The organism is Haemophilus parainfluenzae ATCC 33392 (assembly GCF_031191205.1).
In the GTDB taxonomy this organism is placed as follows: domain Bacteria; phylum Pseudomonadota; class Gammaproteobacteria; order Enterobacterales; family Pasteurellaceae; genus Haemophilus_D; species Haemophilus_D parainfluenzae.
Map to the genome: position 1 here is coordinate 1630771 of NZ_CP133470.1, position 25369 is coordinate 1656139.

Genomic DNA, 25369 nt, shown 5'->3' on the forward strand with positions numbered 1-25369 from the left:
ATAACCGCACTTTTAATAATTATACTAATGGAAAATCGCGCGAAGAATGTAGAAAATTATAATTGCGAAGAATGCACCCGCTGGCAATGTCACAACCCATGAACTAATGATGTTACGGATAACTGTTAAGTTAAGCGCTGCAATACCACGCGCGAAACCGATACCTAAGATTGCACCCACTAAAGTTTGTGTCGTGGAGATAGGTAGACCGGTACCAGATGCTACTACTACGGTCATCGCTGTTGCAAATTGCGCAGCAAAACCACGACTTGGGGTTAAATCTGTGATACCTGATCCAACGGTTGCCATCACTTTTTGCCCCATTGCGATAAGGCCAATAGCGATACCTAATGCACCTAAAGGTAGAATCCACCAAGCTAAATCTCCACCGCTAATGATTTTCCCACCATTTTGCACGATTGATACCACGGAAGAAAGCGGACCAATTGCATTAGCAACGTCATTAGAACCATGTGCGAACGCCATAGCACAAGCAGTAAGAAGCATTAAGATACTAAAAATCTTTTCTACTGATCCGAATGAGCCTTTTCTTGCTTTTGCGGTAAAGGTTTTACTACGGAAGTAGAAATGACAGAAAATCATACCAACAACACTGATGAGCAATGAAATAACGAGCGTTTCATTATTGGAAAGATTTAAACCAACGTGCTTTAAACCTTTTGCCATGGTAACGATACAAAGTACGAATACAGTAATCGCCATGTAGTAAGGGCCATATTTTTGTGCGTTTTTCAGCGGTTCTTCTGTATCGAAAATGAGTTTCTGGATACTTGCAAAGATGGTATAGGCTAAAAGCCCAGCAATCACGGGGGTGATAAACCAACTTCCAACGATCCCACCGATGGTGGACCAGTCAACAGAACTTGGACCAATCGTAACACAAGCGAAACCAATTAAGGCACCGATGATTGTATGAGTACCCGAAACAGGCCAACCCATTTTGGTGGCGATAAACAACCAAGCACCCGATGCAAAGAGAGCAGAAAGCATCCCTAATGCCAATACATCAGGCATCTCGACAAATTGAGTGGGATCGATTACACCACTTTTGATGGTTTCAGTTACTTCTCCGCCGGCCAAATAAGCCCCGGCAGATTCAAAGATGAGAGCAATAATGATTGCTTGTTTGGCGGTAATCGTTCCCGAACCAACTGAGGTGCCCATTGAGTTTGATACGTCGTTGGCACCAATACCAAATGCCATAAAAAAACCGAATGCCGCGGTAATTAAGACTAACCACGTGCCGTATGCATTAATAATTTCCATAGTGATTTCCTATGTTGTAGTTAATGTCGTCAAAATTAGGAACGGGCTAGCATTAATTCAATGCGAGATCCAACACGTTGAGCTTGATCGGCTAATACGCCTACCCATTCGATGATTTTATATAAGAACATCACATCAATAGGGTTATAACGGCTTTCAATTGTGTATAGCATTTTGCGTAATTTAATTTGCATTTGATCCGTATCATCTTCGATAGAATCTAATTCTTGGATCATGGTATTCACTAATTTCAGTTCACGGCCTTTGAAACCGGTTTCAAGTAGTTTATCCATTTCTTCGATCACTAAATGAGCTTGATGAATAGAATCCAAACTACGTTGTACATAATGCAAAAATTCTTCCTGCATTTCTTCAGGAATTCCAAATTGGCGACCAATCATACGACCTGCAATGTCTTTTGCATAGTTAGCTAATTTATCTTGTTGTGTGACTAATTCGAGTAAATCGGTACGATCAATGGGTAAAAATAAACCGCGAGGCAGTTTCAAACGAATTTCGCGTTTTAAACTATCTGCTTCACGTTCACATTGAGAAATATCTAGACGTGTTTTTTCTGCATCATCCCATTGTTTTACAAAGGTATGTTGGAAGAATGGAATTAATAAATCACAACATTCAGTCACTTTATCAGAATGTTTCTGCAGTGGTTTTAAAGGAGACTGGGCAAATAATCCGAGAATACTATTCATTGCCATAGGTGTTTTACTCCATAACAAAGGTTAAAATTTCGGTTGCATATTACCTGATTTTATAAGGAAATACACGAAAAAGATCTTGATTTGTATAAATTTATCTGTATATTTAAACAGTTATAAGTGATAAGGAAAAATAAAATGAGTAATGAAGTTGAATTAAAGCTTGCAGTTACCTCTGATGCTTTTGATACCCTAAAAACACATCTCAATCAATTCAATATCTTAGAACAAAATACAGTCTTTCTGGGAAATACCTATTTCGATTATCCCGATCATTTTTTGGCTAAACAAAAAATGGGATTGCGTGTCCGTCGGGAAAATAGTGATTTCACCCTCACCTTAAAAACAGACGGAAAAGTCGTTGGCGGATTGCATAGCCGTCCAGAGTACAACTTATCTATACCAGATAATTCAGTACCTACATCGGCGCAATTAATGTCATTGTATCCATTTGAAAATTTGCCTTCCGCTACATTACAACCGATTTTCTCAACAGATTTTAACCGCACTTTTTGGTTGATTGTGTTTGGTGCATCAAAAATCGAAGTGGCCTTTGATCAAGGGAAAATTTTATCAGGGGAAAAAACACAGCCTATTTGTGAAATTGAATTCGAATTAAAAGAAGGGCTCGTATCAGATCTTTTCCATTTTGTCTCACTTTTACCTTTTGAACAGGATGTTTATTTTAGTTCAGCAAGCAAAGCAAAACGTGGCTATCAATTAGGTAGCAAACCTCTTTTAATTGATTGGTTAAATAAATGGCGTGATTTCTTAAAAGAGGAAAGAGAGGGAAGTGCGGTAGATTCTCGCCAGAAATTAAGTGCTGTCATGAAAATGGAACAGCAATTAATTGAAGAAACTCTTTCATTCCCAACGGATGTGTTTGCTTTCGATTTTATGAAAACCGTTGAACGTGTGGGCGCATTTTTCAATCTTTATCATTATTATGATGACAACAAAGCCTTGTTTGAAAAACTGGAAGAAAATCGATCAGCTGAGTTATTAGCAAGTAATCAATTTTTCCTAAATGAAATTAAAGGCTTGATTACCTTTCATAGTGAAACAAAAGATAATGTTCAAACTATTGAAAAGTTAAAAGCATTACTAAAGAGTCGAGCGTATTTTGAAAGAATGCTTGGTTTAATGATATTGATGGCGTAAAACGAGTTCTCTAAAGGATAGTAAAAATGGCAAAAGCTCCTAAAACCGCTTATGTATGTAATGATTGTGGCGCGGAATTTTCGCGCTGGCAAGGCCAATGTTCTGCCTGTAAAGCGTGGAATACGATTAGTGAAGTGCGGTTAATTTCAGCCTCAAATTCCACAAAAAATGATCGTTTTAGTGGTTATGCAGGAGAAACTCGCGCAAAAATCCAAACGCTTTCTGAAATTAGTTTACAAGAAACACCGCGTTTCACCAGTGGATTTAAAGAATTAGATCGCGTATTAGGCGGCGGGATCGTACCAGGAAGTGCCATTTTAATTGGTGGGCATCCTGGTGCAGGTAAAAGTACCTTGTTACTTCAAGTGATGTGCGGATTAGCAAAAAATATGACCGCACTTTATGTGACGGGGGAAGAGTCACTTCAACAAGTGGCGATGCGAGCTAATCGCTTAAATCTACCAACAGATAAATTAAATATGTTATCTGAAACCTCTGTCGAGCAAATTTGTAATCTAGCGGATCAGCTGAAACCTCAAATTATCGTAGTAGACTCGATCCAGGTTATGCATCTTTCGGATATTCAATCTTCTCCAGGAAGTGTGGCACAAGTGCGTGAATGTGCCTCTTTCCTGACTCGTTATGCGAAAACTCGACAGGTCGCTATCATTATGGTAGGACACGTCACGAAAGATGGCACTCTTGCCGGTCCGAAAGTATTGGAACATGCCATTGACTGTTCGTTATTACTGGAAGGGGAGGCAGATTCCCGTTTCCGTACGCTACGTAGCCATAAAAACCGGTTTGGTGCGGTGAATGAGCTAGGGGTATTTGGTATGACAGAACAAGGCTTACGTGAGGTGAAAAATCCATCAGCAATTTTCTTAAGTCGAGGCGATGAACAAACACCGGGTAGTTCCGTGATGGTACTGTGGGAAGGTACGCGTCCGCTTTTAGTTGAAATTCAAGCGTTGGTGGATCATTCCATGCTTGCAAATCCGCGCCGTGTGGCAGTAGGGCTAGAGCAAAATCGTTTAGCTTTATTGCTTGCGGTATTACATCGTCATGGAGGACTACAAATGTCGGATCAAGATGTTTTTGTGAATGTCGTTAGCGGTGTAAAAGTCGGGGAAACTGGAGCAGATCTTGCATTATTACTTGCATTAATTTCGAGTTTCCGTAATCGACCATTACCACAAGATTTAGTTGTCTTTGGTGAAGTAGGTTTAGCAGGTGAAATTCGCCCGGTGACCAGTGGTCAAGAACGCATTAGTGAAGCAGCAAAACATGGATTTAAACGGGCGATTGTGCCTTTCGCCAATAAGCCGAAAAGTGCGGTCGAAAATATGGAAGTTTTTACAGTGAAAAAGCTCTCTGATGCACTTGCTATTTTGGATAATTTCTAAAAAAACGTTGTCCTATTGTTGTCTGATTACTGAAAGTTTTTGATAAATTAGATAGAATATGCGCCGTATATAAGGAAAGGTTATGGAAAAGAAATTAAATAAAGCGTTGGATAGCATTGATATCAAAATCTTAAATGAATTACAACGCAACGGTAAAATCTCTAATATCGATTTATCAAAGAAAGTGGGGTTGTCGCCAACGCCTTGTTTAGAAAGGGTAAAACGCTTAGAAAAACAAGGTGTGATTATGGGCTACCGTGCTTTATTAAATCCTGAGTTATTGGACGCCCCTTTATTGGTTATTGTTGAAATCACGCTTGTGCGCGGTAAACCAGATGTTTTCGAAGAGTTTAATGCCGCGATTCAAGCACTTGATGAAATTCTTGAATGTCATTTGGTATCAGGCGATTTCGATTATTTACTCAAAACGCGTGTAGCAGATATGGCCGCATATCGAAAATTATTGGGTACCACCTTATTACGCTTACCAGGTGTGAATGACACCCGAACCTATGTTGTCATGGAAGAAGTGAAACAAACTAATTATCTCGTACTGAAATAAAAATGATTAAACGAATTACAAAACGATTTACGCCAAAACAATATTTAGCAGAATTATTACTCGGATTGACCGCACTTTTAGGCTTATATTTAATTGTGGCATGGTCAAGCTATACATCATTAGACAACTCTTGGTCTACGGCAAGCTTTCAAACTGAAACCATTAATAAAGCCGGTGCTTTCGGTGCTTGGTTGATTGATGCGTTTTTTGTTTTTCTCGGCTATGTAGGTCATTTTATTCCGTTTGTTATTTTCATCGTACCGATTTATTTACTGAAAACCAAAGCGGTTCATTCTCTCTCGGCCACCCGCATTGCATTACGTTCCTTTGGCTTTATTGCTCTCATCGTTGGCTTAACCATGATGGCAACATTGTTACTTTCAAATACGAACTACTATCTAGCTGGTGGCGTGTTTGGGGGGAGTTTAGTGGTGAATTTATACCCTACGCTCGGTAAGTTTGGCTGTATTTTAGTGGGCTTTATCTGTGCAGTTGTGGGCTTTATTTTCTGTTCCGGTGCATCATTAATTCGTTTAATTGTGAAATTCTATCATTGGCTAACCATGAAAAATCAGCCGGCAGAAGAAGAGCAAGCAGAACATACTTCTGTAGATGATCTTGAACAAATTGTGATTGAGGCACCTCAACAACTTGCTTTCTCTGATTCTCAATTGGAAACTGAATCTACAGAAAATGAGAAAGAGGACGAGCCTGGAAATGCCTTTGTTAAGCCTGAGCAACTAATTAATATCAGTGGGCTATCCTCACCGAGTGCTTCAGAGCCTGCAGATGTTGAAAAATTAGAAGATAAGTTTAAAGGTTTCACAGTTGAATCAGACAATTTACCGAATGTATTTATTTCTGCGGCTTCTTCTGTTGAATTACCGACAAAAGAAGATTTTTCAGCAACATGGAAAAACTCACAAGTGAATTCTCAAAGTGCTGATGATTCAGATGATATTTTTGAAGAAAATGTCATACCCAAAGTGTCACTAAAAACACCTGAAAATACGACTGCACTTTATCCAACTTATGATGAATCTTTAGAATCAGAAAATGATGGTTTAGAAGATGAATTAGCGCGTCAGTTTGCTGCGCAAGAACAAGCTCGTATGCAAGAAATGGAAGTGCGAGCAAAAGCCTCAAATGCTGAAGATGCATTAAAAGTGATCTTGAATGAGCCGACAGCTTCACCAGTTAAAGAACGTGAAATTCATATTGAGAATGCAACTGAAACAACCTATAAGCCGTATTCTGATACGCTTATTCATCCTGCATTCCAACAACCAACGAATAAACGTGAAAAACCAACGACACCATTACCAAGTTTAGATTTACTTGAGCATCGTCCTACACAGGCTCAAGACATTACGCGTGAAGAAATTTTAGACACATCTGCACGCATAGAACAACAATTAAAAAATTTTAATGTCAAAGCGACAGTACAAGATGTGTTAGTTGGTCCAGTGGTCACTCGTTATGAGCTTGAATTACAACCAGGTGTAAAAGCATCAAAAGTCACAAGCATTGATACCGATTTAGCTCGAGCGTTAATGTTCCGCGCGATCCGTGTAGCAGAAGTGATTCCTGGCAAACCTTATATTGGTATTGAAACACCGAATGCTCGCCGTCAAATAGTGCCATTGCGTGATGTGCTCGATAGCAATGAATTCCGTTCATCAACATCGTTGCTTTCAATGGCTTTAGGTAAAGATATTAGCGGAAAACCTGTTGTGGTTGATTTGGCTAAAATGCCTCACTTGCTTGTGGCAGGTTCAACAGGCTCTGGTAAGTCTGTTGGTGTGAATACTATGATTTTAAGTTTACTTTTCCGCGTAACACCAGATCAAGTTAAATTTATTATGATTGACCCGAAAGTGGTTGAGCTTTCTATTTATAACGATATTCCACACTTGCTTACTCCAGTGGTGACGGATATGAAAAAAGCGGCAAATGCACTTCGTTGGTGCGTTGAAGAAATGGAACGTCGCTATCAATTATTGTCAGCTTTACGTGTGCGTAACATTGAAGGGTATAACGAAAAAATTGAAGAATATGAAAAACTCAATATGCCAATTCCAAACCCAATTTGGAAGCCTGGCGATACAATGGATAAGATGCCGCCTCCGTTAGAAAAATTGAGTTATATTGTCGTGATCGTTGATGAGTTTGCGGACTTAATGATGGTTGCAGGTAAACAAATTGAAGAGTTAATTGCGCGTTTAGCACAAAAGGCTCGTGCAATTGGTATTCACCTGATTTTAGCCACACAACGCCCATCAGTAGATGTGATTACCGGGTTGATTAAGGCAAATATTCCAAGCCGTATCGCCTTTACTGTAGCAAGTAAAATTGACTCTAGAACGATTCTGGATCAAGGTGGTGCAGAAGCCTTATTAGGCCGTGGTGATATGTTATATTCAGGACAAGGCTCTTCGGATCTTGTTCGAGTACACGGTGCCTTTATGAGTGATGATGAGGTGGCCCGTGTAGCAGATGATTGGCGTGCACGTGGTAAACCAAATTATATTGATGGCATTTTAGATGGCGCAGATGATGAAGACTCTGGTGAGAAATCAACAGCAAGCAGTGGCGATCTTGATGCATTATTTGATGACGTCGTTGAGTTTGTATTAAGCACAGGCAATACCTCTACTTCTTATGTTCAACGTAAATTTAGTGTTGGGTTTAACCGAGCGGCTCGAATTATGGATCAGCTTGAAGAACAAGGTATTTTAGGCCCAATGAAAAATGGAAAACGAGAAATTTTAGCTCGACGTTCCGAATATTAATTCTCTTAAGTTTCACTTTACAAAAAGGAAAGTAGAATGAAAAAAACATTATTAAAAATGACCGCACTTACAGCACTTTTAAGTGCAAGTAACTTTGCTTTTGCTGATGCTGCAGATGAGCTGCAAAATCGCTTAAATCAAGTAACGGTATTAAGTGCTGATTTCTCTCAAACCGTGACTTCTGCTGGCGGTAAAAACGTTCAACAAGGAAGTGGAAAACTTCAAATTAAACGTCCAAATCTTTTCCGTATGGATACCAAATCACCACAAGAAACACAAATTATTGCAGATGGTAAAACCCTTTGGTATTACGATCCATTTGTACAACAAGTGACGGCTCAATGGGTGAAGGATGCGGTAAATAATACCCCCTTCGTGCTTTTAACCAGTAACGATAAAAGTCACTGGAATCAGTATTCAGTGACGCAGAATGTGGATACCTTTGTGTTAAAGCCAAAAGCGAAAAATAGCAATATTAAACAATTTGATATTCGTGTCGATGCAAATGGTGTGTTAAAAAATTTCAGTACCACAGAAAAAGATGGTCAAACCAATCTTTACGTATTGCGTAACATTACAAATCAAACCTTAGCTGATAGCTTATTCCAATTTAGCGTACCGAAAGGCGTGGAATTGGATGACCAACGCAAAGGTAAAAAATAATCCATAAGGTGTGAATGATAATCTTCACACCTTTTGCTTATTAAGGAAAGAATATGTCTAATCTGGATTTTGATTTTGCTGAAAATGACTTTCGCCCTTTAGCTGCCCGTATGCGTCCAACAAATTTGGAGCAATATTATGGGCAGACACATTTAATTGGGGAAGGAAAGCCGCTTCGTAAAGCAATTCAAGCGGGACATGTTCATTCTATGATTCTGTGGGGACCGCCGGGTACAGGTAAAACGACACTGGCGGAAATTATTGCGCATCGCATCAATGCAGAAGTTGAACGAATTTCAGCAGTAACAAGCGGCGTGAAAGAAATTCGAGAATCAATTGAGCGCGCGAAACAAAATCGACTTGCAGATCGCCAAACGATTTTATTTGTGGATGAAGTGCATCGCTTTAACAAAAGCCAACAAGATGCATTTTTGCCACATATTGAAGATGGTACGATTATTTTTATTGGTGCGACAACAGAAAATCCGTCCTTTGAATTAAATAATGCCTTACTTTCTCGTGCGAGAGTTTATCTCCTTAAGTCATTGACCGTTGCTGAAATCGAACAAGTTCTACAACAGGCGATTTCTGATCCTGAACGAGGATTAGGTAAAGAGCGGTTAGTTTTAGAAGAGAATTTACTACAGGTATTAGCCGAATATGTGAATGGTGATGCGCGCCTGGCTTTAAACTGCCTTGAATTGATGGTGGATATGGCTCCTGAAACAGAAAACGGTAAAAAATTAGACCTCACTTTGTTGAAAGAAGTCTTAGGTGAACGACAAGCGCGTTTTGATAAGCAAGGTGATCGCTTCTATGATTTGATTTCCGCTTTGCATAAATCCATTCGAGGCTCAGCAGCCGATGCGGCACTTTATTGGTATGCACGAATTATCACTGCAGGAGGCGATCCTCTTTATGTTGCACGACGTTTATTAGCGATAGCCTCAGAAGATGTGGGTAATGCTGATCCTCGCGCAATGCAAGTGGCTCTCGCAGCTTGGGATTGTTTTACGAGAGTCGGCGCTTATGAAGGAGAGCGAGCCATTGCGCAAGCCATTATTTATTTAGCGGTAGCACCGAAGAGTAATGCGGTTTACAACGCATTTAATGCAGCCAAACAGCATGCGAAAGCGTTTCCTGATTTTGATGTGCCACCTCATTTACGTAATGCACCAACGGCTTTAATGAAAGAATTAGGCTATGGCGCTGAATATCGCTATGCACATGATGAGCCAAATGCTTATGCTGCAGGGGAAAATTACTTCCCACCGGAACTGAAAGATACCCAGTATTATTTCCCAACTAATCGAGGGATGGAAATTCAAATTAAAGAAAAGCTTGAGCGTTTACATGAACAAGATAAAAACTCCGTAAAGAAACGCTATAAATAGTTTTTTTACACATTAAATGTAAAAAAGAGCAGTCAATTTGACCGCTCTTTTGATTATTACTTAAAAGCGCATTATTTTGCTGCTTTTAACTCTTGGTAATACTGTTCATAATATTGAATCGCATCACCTACATCATCTTGCCAGTAGCTTTTTTGAAGAATTTCTGCTGGTGGATAAATAGATGGATCTTCTGTGATTTCTTTCGGAAGGACTTTTTTCGCTTCAAGGTTAGCTGTTGGGTAACCGATCGCTAAAGTCAATTTTTCCGCTGCTTTTGCACCTAATAAGTAGTTAATTAACTTGTGTGCACCATCTGGGTTTTTAGAGGTTTTAGGAATCGCTAAAGTATCAACCCAAAGAACAGGACCTTCTTTTGGGAACACCATATTTAATGGCGCTTGTTCTTTTTTCGCGATACGTACAGAACCATTCCATAACTGACCTAATTCTACTTCACCAGAGATGAAAGAGTTTGCAGGATTATCAGAATTGAAAGAAAGTACGTTTGGACGTAATTTCAATAACTCTTCATAAGCTTGCTTGATAATTGCTGGATCTTTGGTGTTTGGATCTTGACCAATTTTTAATAACGCAATGTTGAATACTTCACGCGCATCATCCAATAATTGGACTTTATTTGCATATTCAGGTTTCCAGAAATCGCCCCAAGAAGTGAAGTCAGAACCTTTATAGGTATTGGTATTAAATGCAATACCTGGCGCACCTAACAACTGAGGAAGTGAGTATTTATTGCCTTTGTCATAAGGTTTATTGAGCCAATCAGGGTCTAATTCTTTGATAACAGGTAATTTACTGTGATCTAATTCTTGTAGCATGCCTTCTCGTGCCATTTTAGATACGAAGTAGTTAGATGGCGCAATAACATCATAACCGCCTGCATCACCTTGGGTTTTCATTTTGGCATACATGGTCTCATTGGATTCAAGACTTGCTACGATAACTTTGATACCAGTTTCTTTTGTGAAGTCATCTAAAAGACCATCTGGTACATATTCAGTCCAAGTATATAAGTACACAGTATCATTTGCTGGAGCCTGTGCTTTTGTTGCATCAGACTTGGCTTCTTTGTCGTTACAAGCAGTTAATGTAGCGGCAACTAAACCGGCAGTAAGCAAACCTGCAAATTTTTTCATTTTTCTTTGTTCTCCGTAAAAGAGGGGTAAAAAACCACCTGCATTCATGCAGGTATAAAAATACGCCTTGATTGTGCGTCAAGGCGTATTTTATTTGATCTTAAAAGATTTGTGAAACCTTTTTATATCAATGTTTAATGATTATTTTTGCGTGTAACTAATTGACTTAAAATTACTAATCCTAATGAAAGCACGATCATAATCGTTGCTAATGCGTTCACTTCTGGTGTTACCCCTGTTTTAACAAGAGAGAAGATACGCAACGGTAGGATTTCATAGCTTACACCACTCACGAAAGAGGATACAACAACATCATCTAATGAAATAGTAAAGCTTAATAACCAACCTGATACCACTGCAGGTAAGGCAAGTGGTAGGATAATTTTACGCAAAATAGTAACCTCACTTGCACCTAAATCTTTCGCCGCTTCAAGCATTCTTGCATCAAAGCCATTTAAACGCGAGAAAATCGTCACGGTAACATAAGGTAAACAGAATGTTACGTGTGCCAATAATAATGACCAGAAACCAAGCGAAATCCCTACAACCATGAATAAGGCAAGTAGAGAAACCGCCATTACGATATCTGGTGACATCATGACGATAAATAACATACCACTTACCGCTTGTTTACCACGGAAACGATAGCGATAAAGCGCAATTGCGGTCAAACCGCCCACAATAGTGGCTAAGGTTGCTGCAAAGAAAGCAATCGTGACAGAGTGGAACGCAGCTTGGATTAGGGTATCGTTATTAAATAAACGCTCATACCAGTTCCAACTAAAACCTTTCCAACTTAAACCATAACGGTCTTCGTTGAAGGAGTTAGTCACCAAGATAATAATTGGGATATACAAATAAGCGTATACCACAAACATAAAAATATTACGTAGTAAACGACTCATTATTCTAACTCCACTTTCTTATTCAACAATTTATTTGCACGATAGTAAACGAAAATCAACAATGCCATTAAGATGGTTAAACCGATGCTGATTGCCGAACCGAATGGCCAGTTACGGGAAATTAAGAATTCACTCTTAATCACGTTACCGACTAATAACACTTTCGCACCACCCAGTAAGTCAGCTACATAGAACATACCCATTGCAGGTAGTAATACTAATAAACAACCCGCTACGATACCTGGCATGGTTAATGGCAAAATTACACGGAAGAAACGTTGAACCGCATTCGCGCCTAAATCTCTTGCCGCTTCTAATAAACGTCCATCTAATTTTTCAATAGCAGAGTAGAGCGGAAGAATCATAAATGGTAAAAGGAGATACACTAAACCAATGATTACAGCTACTTCGGTATTTAAAATACGAATAGGCTCACTCAAAATGCCCATATCCATTAACATGGTATTTAACACACCTTTCACACCAAGGAATACTTTCATTCCATAGATACGGATAAGTGAGTTTGTCCAGAATGGTAATACCACGAGGAATAACAAAAATGGACGATATTTTGGATTAATTTTGCTGACCATAAAAGCAAATGGATAGCCAATGAGTAAGCAAATAATCGTCGCAATGCCAGACATATACAATGAATTCCACACAACCTGCGCATAAAGCGGATTAAACAGGTTAGTGTAGTTATCTAAAGTAAATGGCAAAGCATAAAAGTCGCTACCATCTCGGGTTAAAAAACTTACGGTTAAAACCAATAAGTTTGGAATTAGCACAAAGAAGATTAACCAACTGAAGATAATTGCAACAGTAATTTTCTGGAATTTATTATTGATTATCTTCATCGTTGAGTACAACCTCCCAACCTTCGTGCCATGTAATCCCTACACGTTGACCAACGCTGTGATCCATATGTGGGTCATCTTCGTTAAAGAATTCGCTCACTAATACGCGTTTACCATTGTGATCAAATTCTACGGTAGACTCAAGAGTCATCCCTTTATAGGTGCGATCTACGATGCGACCAATAATTGCATTTGAGTGCTCATTTTCGTCAAGCTCTTCAATCACAATATCTTCTGGGCGTAATAATACTTGTAGTTTTTGACCTTTTTCAGCAGAGATACTGGTGTGAATATCACATACACGACCTTCTACGTTAGCAAGTAGCTCATCGTCAGATTTACGTTCAATCACAGTGGCATCAAATACGTTGATTTCACCGATGAAGCGAGCGACGAATAAGTTGGCTGGATCTTCATAGATTTCACGTGGTGAACCATCTTGTGCAATTTTACCTTTACGTAATAAGACGATGCGGTCAGACATGGTGATCGCTTCTTCTTGGTCATGAGTAACGAAAATAAAGGTGATACCAAGTTGACGCTGTAATTGTTTAAGTTCGTTTTGCATTTGTTTACGTAACTTATAATCCAGCGCAGATAACGATTCATCCAGTAGCAACACTTTTGGCTTATTCACAACAGCACGAGCAATCGCGATACGTTGTTGCTGACCACCAGAAAGTTGAGTTGGTTTACGGTCGGCCATTTCTTCTAATTGCACCATACGCAATGCATCCAGAACACGAGGTTTAATCTCGCTTTCTGCCACTTTTTGCATACGCAAACCAAAAGCCACGTTATCAAAAATGGTCATATGCGGGAATAATGCATAACTTTGGAATACGGTGTTAATGTGGCGTTTTTCCGCCGGAACATTAGTAATGTCCTCACCGTCCAAAATAATATGACCTTCATCTAATTCTTCTAAACCCGCTAATAAACGCAAAACTGTAGTTTTACCACAGCCTGAAGGGCCAAGAATTGTGACGAATTCACCGTTATTAATGGTTAGATTGAAATCATTAATGATTGTGTTGGAACCATAGGATTTTTTGATAGAACGAAGCTCAATAATAGGCTTGTTTTGAACCAGATTTTCCACTAGCTTTGGTTTTCTCCCTAATTTCACCAATTTGATTGGTACTGAGTAGAAATAAACCTGCAAAAAATGATGCAGGGGCGACATAAAATTGAGCAGATATGATATAGCGAATTGTTAATGATGAAAAGGATTTAATCGTGTTTTTAGGAAAAAAATTATCGAAAATTTGACCGCACTTTTTTCAGAAAATCTTATAACTCTCTACTTTATTGTTATATATCAAGAACTGTAACGAATTTTGGGATTAGACTAGTGCCGATATAAAGGAGAATTTTAAAATGGAAGAACATAATAACAATGAATTATTACAGCGATTTTTAACTTATGTCGCATTTGATACGCAATCTAAATCATCTGCAAAACATTCACCCAGTTCGCCAGGACAAATGAAATTAGCTTTGCATTTGCAGCAAGAATTAATTGAACTTGGTTTACAAGATGTCAATGTGACTAAGCATGCCGTCGTAACGGCTTATTTACCCTCAAATCATCCTAATTTAACACAAACCATAGGTTTTATTTCCCACTTAGATACCTCACCACAATGCAGTGGTAAAAATGTTCAACCAGAAGTGATCGAAAACTATCGGGGGGGAGATATCGCATTAGGTTTAGGGGAAGAGTTTATTAGCCCCGTGTATTATCCATTTTTACATCAGCTTATTGGCAAAACTTTGATTGTGACAGATGGAACCACTTTACTTGGTGCAGATAATAAGGCCGGAATCGCAGAAATTATGACCGCACTTTCTGTCTTGCAACGGGGAAATATACCACATTGTAATATTCGAGTGGCATTTACGCCTGACGAAGAAATTGGTTTGGGAATGCATTATTTCCCATTGGATGATTTCCCTTGTGATTGGGCATATACCATTGATGGTGGGGAAGTGGGTGAGCTCGAGTATGAGAATTTTAATGCCGCAACGGCAAAAATCACCTTTAAAGGTCAGAGTATCCACCCTGGTTATGCGAAAAACAAATTAGTGAATGCGCTTACCTTAGCTTGTGAGTTTCAACAAGGCTTTCCAAAAGATGATGTTCCCGAAAAAACATCAGGAAAAGAAGGTTTTTTCCATTTAGATGATTTTAAAGGGGATATTGAGAAAGTTGAATTACATTATCTGATTCGAGATTTTGACCAAGCTAATTTTGAGCAACGCAAGGCGTTTATTTATCAACTGGTGGAAAAATTTAATAGAGAGAAAAGCCTAAAAGACCCTGTGGAATGTGTGATTGAAGACAGTTATAAAAATATGTATGACACAGTCAAAAATGTCCCACAGGCGATTAAGCTCGCGGATGCGGCAATGAAAGCTTGTGGTATAACACCAAATCACAAACCAATACGGGGTGGAACCGACGGGGCATTTTTAGCGGAAAAAGGCTTAGCTTGTCCAAATATCTTTACTGGTGGCTATAATTTCCATAGCAAACATGAATTAGTGACCCTTGAAGGGATGGAAAAAGCCGTCGAAGTGGTTATAAAAATAGCAAACTGTAAAGATTTGTAAATTAGTGTAAAGAAAAAGCTTGCATTTGTCATAATATGTCAATATAATCGTTAGCGTTTTATCGAGATTCCTTTGATAAAGCTAAACTTTAGAGATTTTATTCATAAATTCCTTTTTGGTGCTCCTAAGAAATTAGGAGCTTTTTTTTACCCCAAATTCCGATTTTTACTTCAAAAACGGATTGCTTCGTTTTTCTTGTCCAATGGTTGTGTAGGGGCCATGTCCCGCAATGACAACCATATCATCATTTAATATAAATAATTTATTTTTTATTGATGAGATCAATGTGTCGAAATTCCCACGAGGGAAGTCTGTACGACCAATACTGTTTTGGAAAAGGACATCACCGGTAAAGGCGATATTTTTTTCGTGTTCAATAAAACCAACATGGCCAGGTGTATGACCAGGAAGGTGAAGAATTTCAAAGGTAAATGTGCCAATTTGAATTTTTTCCCCTTCTTGATTAAACCAGCGATCGGGCGTAAACGCGGAAATATAAGGTAAGCCAAACTGCTGAGATTGTTGTGGTAGACTTTCAAATAGGAAACGATCTTCTTCCTGTGAGCCCCAGATTTCAATGTTAAAATGATCGCGAATCACTTCAGCTGCCCCTACATGATCAAGATGACCATGCGTTAATAAGACTGCTTTTAGGTTTAATTCTAATTCCTCAATACGTTGAATAAGCTTTTCCGCATTACCACCAGGATCGATAATTGCCGCATTTTTTTCATCATCCCAAATAAGTGAGCAATTTTGCTGAAAGGCTGTAACTGGAATAATTTCAATATTCATCTTTTTTCCTTATCGTTGATAACAAAAAACCGCACTAAAGTGCGGTCTAAAATAAAACTGTTTTTTATGCACCACGCCATGTTCTTACAGGGCCAGTATCCACGTGAATAAAATTACTATACGGATAATATCCTACACCACCGCTATCAAGATTTTCAGCCGCTTGGCGTAATCTTGCTAAAGGTACACCAGGGATTTTAAAATCAATCGCTTGGCCTTTAATATGATAACTGTTGCTTGCTACATCACGACTTTGTCTACGGCGCATGGCATTTGTTGCTGCACTACGATAGCCACAAATCACATCAATTTGTGCAGTGCGTAAACCTAAATCACTTTGTAACTGATAAAATTTCATGAAAAGGCTAGGATCCATTCGATGTACTTGATCTGTACGGCGATCCCTCATAAAGTAATCAAGCTTGCCAAGCATTGAACGATTAAATCCAGTCGTTGCAGAGAACTCACCGCTTAATCGTTCATTGGTATTGACATTATAGAAGCTAAGAATGCGAGGTTTAGGGGTAGAGACCATCGCTAACACCGTACTCGGCATCATGCTTGCGCCCAAAACGATGCCGCCTAATGAAAGCCATTTACGACGATTTTTGTCAATGTTACCCATTTTTTAGTCTCTTTTATTATTCATTCTTCACTCTAGACACATTTTTCCTTAAAAAGTTCTAGTGTGAACATTTTTTTAAAGATATTTTTTCACAACAGCCCAGTCGATACCATTAAAACTTGCTGCATCATCGTATTTATAAATATCTGGTAAAACTTGTGTTTGACCGTTTTCAACCCATGCAGTCACATAATATAAGAATACAGGATCATTTGTACGAATGTTCGCAGAAGTAGTTTTTTTGCTTGCTAGGACATTACGTTTTCTATCTTCTGACCAGCCAGCTTCTTGCAATAGGATAGAGGCAAGTTGATCGGATTTTTCTACACGCACGCAACCAGAACTTAACGCGCGGTCTTTCTTACTAAATAAGTTATGATTTGGGGTATCATGAAGATAAATTGCATCAGAGCTTGGCATATTAAATTTATAGTTACCTAATGCACTATCACCAGCTGCTTGGCGGATACGGTACGGGAATCTATCACCAATACTACTCCAATTAATAGAGTAAGGATCGATAGTGTTACCTTTGCTATCCAAAATAGAGTAGTTGTGTGCTGCTGCGTAGCCTGGGTCACGTTTTAATTTCGGTAAAATATCTTCATTGATTAAACGTGTTGGGGCATTCCAAGGTGGATTAACAACCACATTGCTCAAACGGCTGTACATTACCGGTGTACGGCGTTCATTTTTCCCCACGATAACGCGCGATTCTAAAATTGCTTTGCCATCACGATAATATTTCAATTGATAGCTGGGAATATTAACAAAAATTCCATTTTCAAAATCAGGAATAACACGTAAACGTTGTGCATTAAGGGCAAGTTTTTTACCCATTTCAGAAATACCTGAAGCTGAAATCATTGACGGTAGTGATTGTACCGTTTCACGGTATAAACGATTATGGTTAGATAATCCATTTACAAAGCCCGAAACATTATTGTTTTTAACCGCACTTTGCCATTCGTCAATAATTTCTTGATTTGGTAATTCTGGTTTATAAGCATTCGTTGCGTATAACCAACGTTGTGCTTGTTGATTTACATTTTTGCTGTAATACAAGTAATCAAGGAAAGCATCACTTAACAATACATCATAGGTGAGCCCGCCCGTTTTTTCAGCGTTATGTAAATTAACTAATGATTGAGCAGAACGTTTAGAAATGCCTGATGCAACCATAGCCGCATATTCACGTAGGAATTGTTTCTCTGCCGCCTTGTCTTTCCACATTAAGTCATATTTATTATCAGCATATAATTTGGCCAAAATTGGTTTGAACTGTAGATTTTGTTCGCCAATTTCATGAGTTAATGACATCTCTAGCATTGCTTGCTTTTCAGCTGCGAGACGAGCTTGATCTTCTTTGATTTCTGCTTCAAGTTTTGCTCGCTCTTCAGGGCTTAATTTAGACATATCAACACCTTTATTTTCGGCTTGTTGAGGTTGTCCAACTGTTTTTGCCCATTCAGCTAACGCACAACCTGATGTCATCATTGATAATGATAAGACTAATGCGCTTAATTTCATTGTTCCTTTTAACATTGCTGTACCTTTAAAAATATTCATAAAAAATAACCGCACTCAGTTTCTTTATCTGCTAAAGTGCGGTCAAAATAATCGTTATTTTGTTGCTTTTGCCGCTTCTTGTTTTATTTCAGCATCCACTTTTTGTTGATTAGCATTAAGTTTAACTAAATCAGCAGCCATTTTTTCCGCTTCTTTTAAGAAGAAATCTGGTGCTTCATAGTCTTTTGGCAAATCATCAATGTCTTTTAATGCTTTTTTACCTTCACGTTTAAAACGATCATTGAGATCTTTTAAACGTCTCGCATCATCCTTATCATTTTCCGCTTTGCGTTCTTGGAAATTTAATGATAAGAATTTGCGCTCACGACGTTCATCACGAATCTTAAGATCTTCATTTAAAGCAATAAATTCAGGATCTTTTGCAATACGTTCAAGATGTTTTTCATTTAATGCTTCAACATCTTTACGTGCTTTATTGGTTTCAGAATAAGTCGCTGGTGGAATTTTATCCCAAGGTAATGCGTTATCTTCTTTTTCTTCACCAATTTCTTTGGCATCAATAATTTCAGGAAAATTAATATCTGCTGAGACACCTTTTAATTGGGTTGAACCACCATTAATTCGATAGAATTTTTGGATAGTATATTGCAACACACCAAGTGGTGTTTGGTCTAAATCATAAACAAAGTTTAATGAACGACTTTGTTGTACCGTACCTTTACCAAAGGTATTTTGTCCAATGATGATACCGCGATTGTAATCTTGCATTGCCGCAGCAAAAATTTCAGAGGCTGATGCACTGAAACGATTAATCATTACCAACAATGGTCCTTTATATTGCTGAGCATTATCATCATCTTCGTGTACACGAATACGTTGATACGCATCTCGTACTTGTACCACTGGACCATCAGTGATGAATAAACCACTTAATGCCACGGCTTCTGTTAATGCGCCACCGCCATTTTCACGAAGATCCACAATTAAAGCGCCAATTTTTTTCTTCTCAGCATCTACTAATAATTTTTTTACATCATCAGTTAAGCCAATATAGAAACTTGGAATTTTAATGACGCCAATGGTTTCACCCTCTACTTTAGAAACAGTGAGTTTTGCAGCTTGGTCTTCAATACGGACTTTATCGCGAACTAAGGTAACAATACGGCTTTTTCCACCTTTTGCAGGTTCAATTTCAAGACGAACTTTTGTTCCTTTTTTACCTTTGATTTTGTCAACGATATCTTCTAAACGCCAGCCGATAATATCTTCGATTTCGCCTTTTTCTTGGCCCACACCAATGATTTTATCACCTGCTTGTAATTTTTTACTGCGTTCAGCCGGCGCACCTGGTACTAAAGATTTAATACTGGTTTCGTCATCTTCAGATTGTAATGTTGCACCAATCCCTTCTAAAGAAAGGTTCATGCTTTCATTAAAGCTTTTTGCAGTACGTGGCGCAAGGTAGCTTGTATGTGGGTCAATTTCTCGAGCAAAAGCATTAATATAAATTTGAACAATATCATCTGCTTTGGTTTGAGTTAATCGACGAATCGCTAAATTATAACGTTTAGTGAGTTTTTCCTTAATTTCAGGCCATTTTTTATCTTTTAATTTCAGGCTGATTACATCATTTTTGACGCGTTCTTCCCAAAGCTTATTCGCTTCTTCTTCCGTTGCTGGGAAAGCGGCTTTTTCACGATCGATCTCAATTTGATCATTACCTTTTAAATCAGGTTCTTTATCCAATAGAGATAGAGCATAAGCATAACGCTCATAACGACGTTTCATCATCAGATCGTAAATGGCAAATGCCGCTGAAAGATCGCCCTCATTAAGTTGGTCATCTAATTTTGAGCCATATTTAGCACGTAAATCATCAATATCTGATTTTAAAAAGGTGTTATGGCTATAATCTAAACTTTTAATATAACGATCAAAAATCTTTTCGGAAAAGGCGTCATCAAGCTGAAATTTACGATAATGTGATTGGGTTAAACGTGTCGTTGCACGCTTCGTTGCTAACTGATTGGCATCAGTTGCCGAAGGAATCGTAATATCACTTTGCTTTAATTTCGGCTGCACGGCAAATGTGTCAGACGAATGAAGAAATAACGCACCTAAAATTGCTGTCGCAATAAGACTTTTGGTTGTATGTAATTTCATTTAACCTTTCCCGATAAGAAATAAATTATTAGGCAAATAAACGATCTGCGGTGACTGTCATCACTAAACCATTTTCAAGTTCTACGCGTGCGCCATCTTTTTCCACATTTAATACGGTCGCATTTTTCGCTTGTTCAGCCACTTTTACTTTCACTTTGCTCCCTGCAGAAAGTGTTGTGAAATCAACCGCACTTAGTTTTACTTGTGGGGCTTTTGGTTTGCGAGTTGCTTGATTTGCATTTGGTTTACGAGCAGGTCGTTTTTGTTGTGCTTTTTTCGCTGCTAATTCTGCTTTGCGTTTTTCTGCAAATTTAGCTTTTGCTTCAGCTAATTGTTGCGCCGCATGAGAAACGTGTTCTGCGTCTAATACACCAGCAGGGTTGCCGTATAAATCTACACGCTCAGCTCCTTCACGGCAGCCGTGTAAATAGCGCCAGTTAGAAGTGTATTGACGTAAAGCCTGACGTAATTGAGTTTTGCTGACACGTTCATCATCTTTTAATGCTTCAGCAAGATCTTGGAAAAGACCAATTTTTAATGGTTTTGCTTCACCTTCTGCAATAAAGCAAAGCGGGAATTTTTCCACAAGATATGCAATAATCGCTTTTGTATCAGTTAATTTTTGAACGCCTTCAGCATTATTTTCAGCTTGGGCTTCAACTTGAGAATCTGTCATTTCTGCGTTTTCCTAGGATAAAAATAAAAACTTGCACAGTTTACCGCACTTTTATAAGGATTGACAATGGTTGGGCGGAATAATTCCGTTTTTAGTACAGATGTATAACTTCACAAATCCCCTTAATTAAGGCTAAAATAGTTCACTTTTTAAATTTTTGATGAAACAATGACAAAAACACCTGATTTTACTCATGCTACTTATAAACTAGTGCGTTGCATAGGATGCGATGCAACGGTGTCTGTTTGTCGTCCTCAAGAAGGGGAATACGCGCAATGTCCGCGTTGCCATCATAAATTGCAATCGGGAAGTCGTTGGTCACTTAAACGTTGTTCATTAATCGCCCTTTCTATCTTAATTTTAATGCCATTTGCTTTAGGCTATCCTTTATTGAGCTTAGATTTACTAGGTACCAAAATTGATGCTTCTGTTTGGAAAGGGATATGGAAAATGGCAGTAGAGGGATATTCCTATACTGCATTTATGATTTTCATCTGTGCTGTTTTAATGCCTGTCTCTTTTGCAATTTTAGTCATTATGTTGCAGATTTCTAAATTACTCAAAATTAAGCCTCGTAATGTCTTATTATTTGTGGGTTATATTAAGCCTTGGGTGATGTTCGACGTCTATTTAGTTGCACTGGCTGTCACCATGTTTAAAGTGCGTGAATATGCCACATTAGAAGTGGATGTGTATTTAATTGCTTTTGTTTTTACTGCACTTTTAACCACTTTATTATTCATTAAAATTAATTTAGATGATTTATGGCATGATTTTTATCCCGATCAGAAACCGGTTACCAAAAGTGATAAACCGTTAGAGCTTTGTACCGCTTGCGATTACACTTTTTTAAAAGAAGATCAACAATACGATCACCGTCATCGAGCCATTTGCCCACGTTGTGCATCGCTTATTGAAATACCAGAGAGTGTAAAATTACAACGAGTTTGGGCGACATTAGTGGCGGGGATTATCATGCTTTTCCCTGCAAACTTGCTCCCAATATCTGGCGTTTATTTGACAGGAAGTTTGTCACAAGATACCTTGATGTCGGGTGTAATGTCATTTATAAGCATGGGCAGCTATTTTGTTGCTTTCGTGGTATTCTTCGCCAGTATTTTTGTGCCCGTAAGCAAAATCCTGATTATGTTGTATTTACTGGCAAGCGTGCATTTTAAATGGAGACATTCAATTAAATGGCAAATGCGGCTATTACATATCGTTCACTTTGTGGGACGCTGGTCAATGCTGGATCTTTTTGTGCTCGCCTTAATGATGTCTTTAGTAACACGTGGACAGATTATTAATTTTACCGTAGGCCCTGCGGCATTTTATTTCGGTGCAGCAGTGTTTTTAACTATGATTTCAACTTCTCAGTTTGATAGTCGATTAATTTGGAAAATTTATGACAGAAAACAATAAACCAGAATCTCAATCTATTGATGAGCAATCTAACAATGTAGAAGCGTTATTACGTAAGAATAAACGCATCTCACCGTTTTGGTTGTTACCTTTTATCGCATTATGTATTGGTGCCATTTTATTTTTCCAAATTGTACAAGAACGAGGAAAGACCATTACGATCACGTTCTCTAATGGGGCAGGGCTCGTTGCAGATAAAACCCCTATTCGCTATCAAGGTTTGCAAATTGGTGTCGTGAAGAAGGTTAACTTTACCGACAATATGCAAAAAGTGAAAGTTGAGGCAAATATTTATTCTGAAGCGACTGAGGTGTTAAAAGAAAATACTAAGTTCTGGCTTGTTCAGCCGAGTGTGTCTCTTGCAGGTATTTCAGGCTTAGATTCTTTGGTTTCAGGAAATTATATTACGCTCCAGCCAGGTGATGGTGACTCCGAAGATGAATTTATTGCTGAAGAGCAAGGCCCTATTGCACAAGTCAATCCTGGGGATTTATTAATTCATTTAATTTCAGATGATTTAGGTTCAATTTCGATCGGTGCTTCTGTGTATTTCAAAAAAATGCCAGTCGGGAAAATTTATGATTATCGATTCAATAAAGAGAATAAAGTTGAAATTGATGTGGTAATTGATAAAGCCTTTGCACATTTTGTGAAGAAAGATTCGCGTTTCTGGAATATCAGTGGTATTAATGCCAGCATTAATGCATCAGGCGTGAATGTGGCAGTAGACAGTTTAAATGCAGTGGTGCAAGGCGCCGTATCATTCGATTCGCCATCTGATAGCCCGCAAGCTGCAAGTAACAGCAACTATATTCTTTATTCTAATTTACAAGCGGCTAAACGAGGGATTGAAGTTGAGGTAACACTGCCAGTTTCAGCAGGCTTACAAGCAGGGCAAACTTCAGTTTATTATGGTGATGAGCAAGTTGGTTTGCTTTCGTCTTTAAGAACCGTCGAAAACAATGAAGATATTTTACAAGGGACATTATTGATTGAGCCAAGCCAGGCTAATCTCTTAAAAACCAATACGCACATTGTGCTGAAAAGTCGCAAGTTAGATTTAGGTGATATTGCCAACCCACAGAAATTCTTTCGTGGTGATTATTTCGAAATTATTCCAGGAAGTGGAGAAAGCAAGACGCAATTCGAAGTCATTCGAGAAAATGAGTTATTACTCAAAGCACCAAATACCTTGGTTTTGACCTTAACGGCGCCAGAGACTTACGGTATCGCGGAAGGGCAATCCGTGTTTTATAACAATATTGCTATCGGTCAAATTGTGAAGCAGCACTTAAATGTAGATGGGGTAAAATTTGAAGTGGCGATTGCGTCAGAGTATCGCAATCTTATTCATGAAAACACCCAGTTTGTCGCAGCCTCTAATTTTGATGTGAGTTTGGGTATTGATGGCTTACGTTTTGAATCGGCGACACCATCAAAATGGTTGCAAGGTGGCGTGCGTGTATTAGCGAAAAAAGGAAGTGGAGAACCGCATTCTACCTATCCACTTTATAAAGATATTAGCAGTGCAGAAACAGGTGTTACAGGCAACTTGGTGAATCCAACGATTGTGTTACATTCCACTAATTTGCCAAGTATTAGCAAAGGTTCTGTCGTGCTTTATCGTCAGTTTGAAGTGGGTAAAATTATTAACGTAAGACCGAAAGCCAATAATTTTGATATTGATGTGTATATTTATCCGGCTTATCAAGATCTTCTGACAGATAAAAGTGTATTCTGGGTTGAAAGTGCGGCACAGATTGATATTACGCCGAAAGGAATTAGTATCCAGGCTTCACCGGTTGCGCGATCATTAAAAGGTGCGATTAGTTTTGATAATACGGGGTCAGGCAAAAATAAAACGCTTTATCCAAGTGAACTTCGAGCTAAATCAGCGGGGCAAGTGATTACGTTAATAACAGATGATGCAACCGCTTTAAGTAAAGGAATGAGCTTGCGTTATCTTGGTATGAATGTGGGTGAAGTCGAACAGATTTCCCTTGATCAAAAAACAAATCGTATCACAGCAAAAGCATTAATTAACCCAAGTTATATGGGCATGATTGCGAAAGAGGGGACTGTATTTAAAGTGATTTCCCCACAAATCTCAGCAGGTGGAATTGAAAACTTAGATAGCCTTTTACAGCCTTACATTGATATTGAGTTAGGCAAAGGTCCATCAAAAACACAGTTTAATTTAGCGCAAACCGCACAGCCTCGAAATAAATACAGCAATGGCGTGCCATTTATTTTGGAAACTAGTGATGCGATGAATTTAACAGAAGGATCACCTGTGCTTTATCGAGGCGTTGAAGTGGGAACCGTGCGTAAGTTTGAATTGAATTCTTTAGGTGATCGTGTGTTGGTACATATTGCGATTACGCCGAAGTATCAACATTTAGTACGTAAAAATTCAGAGTTCTGGGTTTCATCAGGTTATGATTTCAACCTTGGTTGGAAAGGGGCTGAATTTAATACCGGTAGTATACAGCAATTGTTGAAAGGGGGGATTTCGTTCTCGACTCCATCGGGTACGATCGTTCAACCGCAAGCAACGGCAAATCAGCGCTTTATGTTGCAAGTGAAGAAACCAGCTGAAGCACCAACTTGGAATTCTGGTGCTTTACCGGCAAATCAATAAA

At 38.6% G+C, this 25369-nt stretch carries 20 protein-coding genes; 9 read left to right on the forward strand and 11 right to left on the reverse strand.

From position 1 onward, the window contains the following. Window positions 1-24: 24 nt before the first annotated feature. Both RDV53_RS07955 and RDV53_RS07960 read right to left on the reverse strand, forming a co-directional pair. Complete coding sequence (locus RDV53_RS07955; protein ID WP_005695822.1) at window positions 25-1287, reverse strand: inorganic phosphate transporter; 1263 nt, start codon at window positions 1285-1287, stop codon at window positions 25-27. A gap of 35 nt (window positions 1288-1322) precedes the next feature. Next, complete coding sequence (locus tag RDV53_RS07960) at window positions 1323-2003, reverse strand: TIGR00153 family protein (RefSeq protein ID WP_005695824.1); 681 nt, start codon at window positions 2001-2003, stop codon at window positions 1323-1325. Window positions 2004-2141: 138 nt separating this feature from the next. Here RDV53_RS07960 and RDV53_RS07965 point away from each other — a divergent pair, with 138 nt between their 5' ends. The 6 genes from RDV53_RS07965 to RDV53_RS07990 all read left to right on the forward strand — a co-directional run bounded on the left by RDV53_RS07965 (window position 2142) and on the right by RDV53_RS07990 (window position 9981). Further along, window positions 2142-3164, forward strand: a complete 1023-nt coding sequence (locus RDV53_RS07965) for a CYTH domain-containing protein (RefSeq protein ID WP_005695825.1) — start codon at window positions 2142-2144, stop codon at window positions 3162-3164. A gap of 26 nt (window positions 3165-3190) precedes the next feature. Next, entirely contained in the window at window positions 3191-4570 is a 1380-nt protein-coding gene (gene radA, locus RDV53_RS07970; protein WP_005695826.1) for a DNA repair protein RadA, read from the forward strand. Between the two features lie 82 nt (window positions 4571-4652). After that, the gene (lrp, locus tag RDV53_RS07975; RefSeq protein ID WP_005695827.1) at window positions 4653-5132 is read left to right on the forward strand and encodes a leucine-responsive transcriptional regulator Lrp; all 480 of its coding nucleotides are present in this window, start codon (window positions 4653-4655) and stop codon (window positions 5130-5132) included. 2 nt (window positions 5133-5134) lie between these two features. Then, entirely contained in the window at window positions 5135-7924 is a 2790-nt protein-coding gene (locus RDV53_RS07980) for a DNA translocase FtsK (RefSeq protein ID WP_005695828.1), read from the forward strand. A 36-nt stretch (window positions 7925-7960) separates the two neighbouring features. Next, entirely contained in the window at window positions 7961-8587 is a 627-nt protein-coding gene (gene lolA, locus RDV53_RS07985; RefSeq protein ID WP_005695829.1) for an outer membrane lipoprotein periplasmic chaperone LolA, read from the forward strand. 53 nt (window positions 8588-8640) lie between these two features. Next, a complete protein-coding gene (locus RDV53_RS07990) occupies window positions 8641-9981 on the forward strand; it encodes a replication-associated recombination protein A (RefSeq protein ID WP_005695830.1) in 1341 nt (446 codons plus the stop codon). Between the two features lie 71 nt (window positions 9982-10052). Here RDV53_RS07990 and RDV53_RS07995 read toward each other — a convergent pair whose 3' ends face one another. The 4 genes from RDV53_RS07995 to potA form a co-directional block, all read right to left on the reverse strand. After that, window positions 10053-11135, reverse strand: coding sequence for an extracellular solute-binding protein (locus tag RDV53_RS07995; RefSeq protein WP_032822770.1), 1083 nt, complete (start codon window positions 11133-11135; stop codon window positions 10053-10055). A gap of 134 nt (window positions 11136-11269) precedes the next feature. Continuing rightward, window positions 11270-12040, reverse strand: coding sequence for a spermidine/putrescine ABC transporter permease PotC (gene potC / locus RDV53_RS08000; protein ID WP_005695832.1), 771 nt, complete (start codon window positions 12038-12040; stop codon window positions 11270-11272). Beyond that, entirely contained in the window at window positions 12040-12900 is an 861-nt protein-coding gene (gene potB / locus RDV53_RS08005; RefSeq protein WP_005695833.1) for a spermidine/putrescine ABC transporter permease PotB, read from the reverse strand. The genes potC and potB overlap by 1 nt, the downstream gene beginning before the upstream one ends. Then, window positions 12884-14002: a spermidine/putrescine ABC transporter ATP-binding protein PotA gene (gene potA, locus RDV53_RS08010; RefSeq protein ID WP_032822732.1), complete on the reverse strand. Its 1119-nt coding sequence runs from the start codon at window positions 14000-14002 to the stop codon at window positions 12884-12886. Before potA ends, potB begins: the two co-directional genes overlap by 17 nt. A 278-nt stretch (window positions 14003-14280) precedes the next feature. Between potA and pepT the strand changes: the two genes are divergently transcribed. Continuing rightward, a complete protein-coding gene (pepT, locus tag RDV53_RS08015) occupies window positions 14281-15516 on the forward strand; it encodes a peptidase T (RefSeq protein ID WP_005695835.1) in 1236 nt (411 codons plus the stop codon). A 165-nt stretch (window positions 15517-15681) separates the two neighbouring features. Here the strand turns inward: pepT and RDV53_RS08020 are convergent, their stop codons facing one another. The 5 genes from RDV53_RS08020 to proQ all read right to left on the reverse strand — a co-directional run bounded on the left by RDV53_RS08020 (window position 15682) and on the right by proQ (window position 21305). Then, entirely contained in the window at window positions 15682-16311 is a 630-nt protein-coding gene (locus RDV53_RS08020) for an MBL fold metallo-hydrolase (protein ID WP_005695836.1), read from the reverse strand. A gap of 64 nt (window positions 16312-16375) precedes the next feature. Then, on the reverse strand, window positions 16376-16936 hold the full coding sequence (gene mepK / locus RDV53_RS08025) for a peptidoglycan L,D-endopeptidase MepK (protein ID WP_005695838.1): 561 nt from the start codon (window positions 16934-16936) through the stop codon (window positions 16376-16378). Window positions 16937-17011: 75 nt separating this feature from the next. After that, complete coding sequence (locus RDV53_RS08030) at window positions 17012-18481, reverse strand: L,D-transpeptidase family protein (protein WP_032822730.1); 1470 nt, start codon at window positions 18479-18481, stop codon at window positions 17012-17014. A gap of 78 nt (window positions 18482-18559) precedes the next feature. Further along, the gene (prc, locus tag RDV53_RS08035) at window positions 18560-20629 is read right to left on the reverse strand and encodes a carboxy terminal-processing peptidase (RefSeq protein ID WP_005695841.1); all 2070 of its coding nucleotides are present in this window, start codon (window positions 20627-20629) and stop codon (window positions 18560-18562) included. A 28-nt stretch (window positions 20630-20657) separates the two neighbouring features. After that, complete coding sequence (proQ, locus tag RDV53_RS08040) at window positions 20658-21305, reverse strand: RNA chaperone ProQ (protein ID WP_005695842.1); 648 nt, start codon at window positions 21303-21305, stop codon at window positions 20658-20660. 168 nt (window positions 21306-21473) lie between these two features. Between proQ and RDV53_RS08045 the strand changes: the two genes are divergently transcribed. Next, on the forward strand, window positions 21474-22727 hold the full coding sequence (locus tag RDV53_RS08045) for a paraquat-inducible protein A (protein ID WP_032822728.1): 1254 nt from the start codon (window positions 21474-21476) through the stop codon (window positions 22725-22727). Beyond that, window positions 22711-25368 carry a PqiB family protein gene (locus RDV53_RS08050; RefSeq protein ID WP_005695844.1) on the forward strand — a complete coding sequence of 886 codons (2658 nt, stop codon included), beginning with the start codon at window positions 22711-22713 and terminating at the stop codon, window positions 25366-25368. Before RDV53_RS08045 ends, RDV53_RS08050 begins: the two co-directional genes overlap by 17 nt. Window position 25369: the final 1 nt, after the last annotated feature.

Bases quoted from the DNA above. Each gene is read 5' to 3' on its own strand.
- RDV53_RS07965 (WP_005695825.1), top strand. From the start codon at position 2,142: ATGAGTAATGAAGTTGAATTAAAGCTTGCAGTTACCTCTGATGCTTTT.
- lolA (WP_005695829.1), top strand. From the start codon at position 7,961: ATGAAAAAAACATTATTAAAAATGACCGCACTTACAGCACTTTTAAGT.
- RDV53_RS07960 (WP_005695824.1), bottom strand. From the start codon at position 2,003: ATGGCAATGAATAGTATTCTCGGATTATTTGCCCAGTCTCCTTTAAAA.
- proQ (WP_005695842.1), bottom strand. From the start codon at position 21,305: ATGACAGATTCTCAAGTTGAAGCCCAAGCTGAAAATAATGCTGAAGGC.
- RDV53_RS07980 (WP_005695828.1), top strand. From the start codon at position 5,135: ATGATTAAACGAATTACAAAACGATTTACGCCAAAACAATATTTAGCA.
- prc (WP_005695841.1), bottom strand. From the start codon at position 20,629: ATGAAATTACATACAACCAAAAGTCTTATTGCGACAGCAATTTTAGGT.
- lrp (WP_005695827.1), top strand. From the start codon at position 4,653: ATGGAAAAGAAATTAAATAAAGCGTTGGATAGCATTGATATCAAAATC.
- RDV53_RS08050 (WP_005695844.1), top strand. From the start codon at position 22,711: ATGACAGAAAACAATAAACCAGAATCTCAATCTATTGATGAGCAATCT.
- RDV53_RS07995 (WP_032822770.1), bottom strand. From the start codon at position 11,135: ATGAAAAAATTTGCAGGTTTGCTTACTGCCGGTTTAGTTGCCGCTACA.
- RDV53_RS07990 (WP_005695830.1), top strand. From the start codon at position 8,641: ATGTCTAATCTGGATTTTGATTTTGCTGAAAATGACTTTCGCCCTTTA.
- pepT (WP_005695835.1), top strand. From the start codon at position 14,281: ATGGAAGAACATAATAACAATGAATTATTACAGCGATTTTTAACTTAT.
- radA (WP_005695826.1), top strand. From the start codon at position 3,191: ATGGCAAAAGCTCCTAAAACCGCTTATGTATGTAATGATTGTGGCGCG.
- mepK (WP_005695838.1), bottom strand. From the start codon at position 16,936: ATGGGTAACATTGACAAAAATCGTCGTAAATGGCTTTCATTAGGCGGC.
- RDV53_RS08045 (WP_032822728.1), top strand. From the start codon at position 21,474: ATGACAAAAACACCTGATTTTACTCATGCTACTTATAAACTAGTGCGT.
- RDV53_RS07955 (WP_005695822.1), bottom strand. From the start codon at position 1,287: ATGGAAATTATTAATGCATACGGCACGTGGTTAGTCTTAATTACCGCG.
- potC (WP_005695832.1), bottom strand. From the start codon at position 12,040: ATGAGTCGTTTACTACGTAATATTTTTATGTTTGTGGTATACGCTTAT.
- potB (WP_005695833.1), bottom strand. From the start codon at position 12,900: ATGAAGATAATCAATAATAAATTCCAGAAAATTACTGTTGCAATTATC.
- RDV53_RS08030 (WP_032822730.1), bottom strand. From the start codon at position 18,481: ATGTTAAAAGGAACAATGAAATTAAGCGCATTAGTCTTATCATTATCA.
- RDV53_RS08020 (WP_005695836.1), bottom strand. From the start codon at position 16,311: ATGAATATTGAAATTATTCCAGTTACAGCCTTTCAGCAAAATTGCTCA.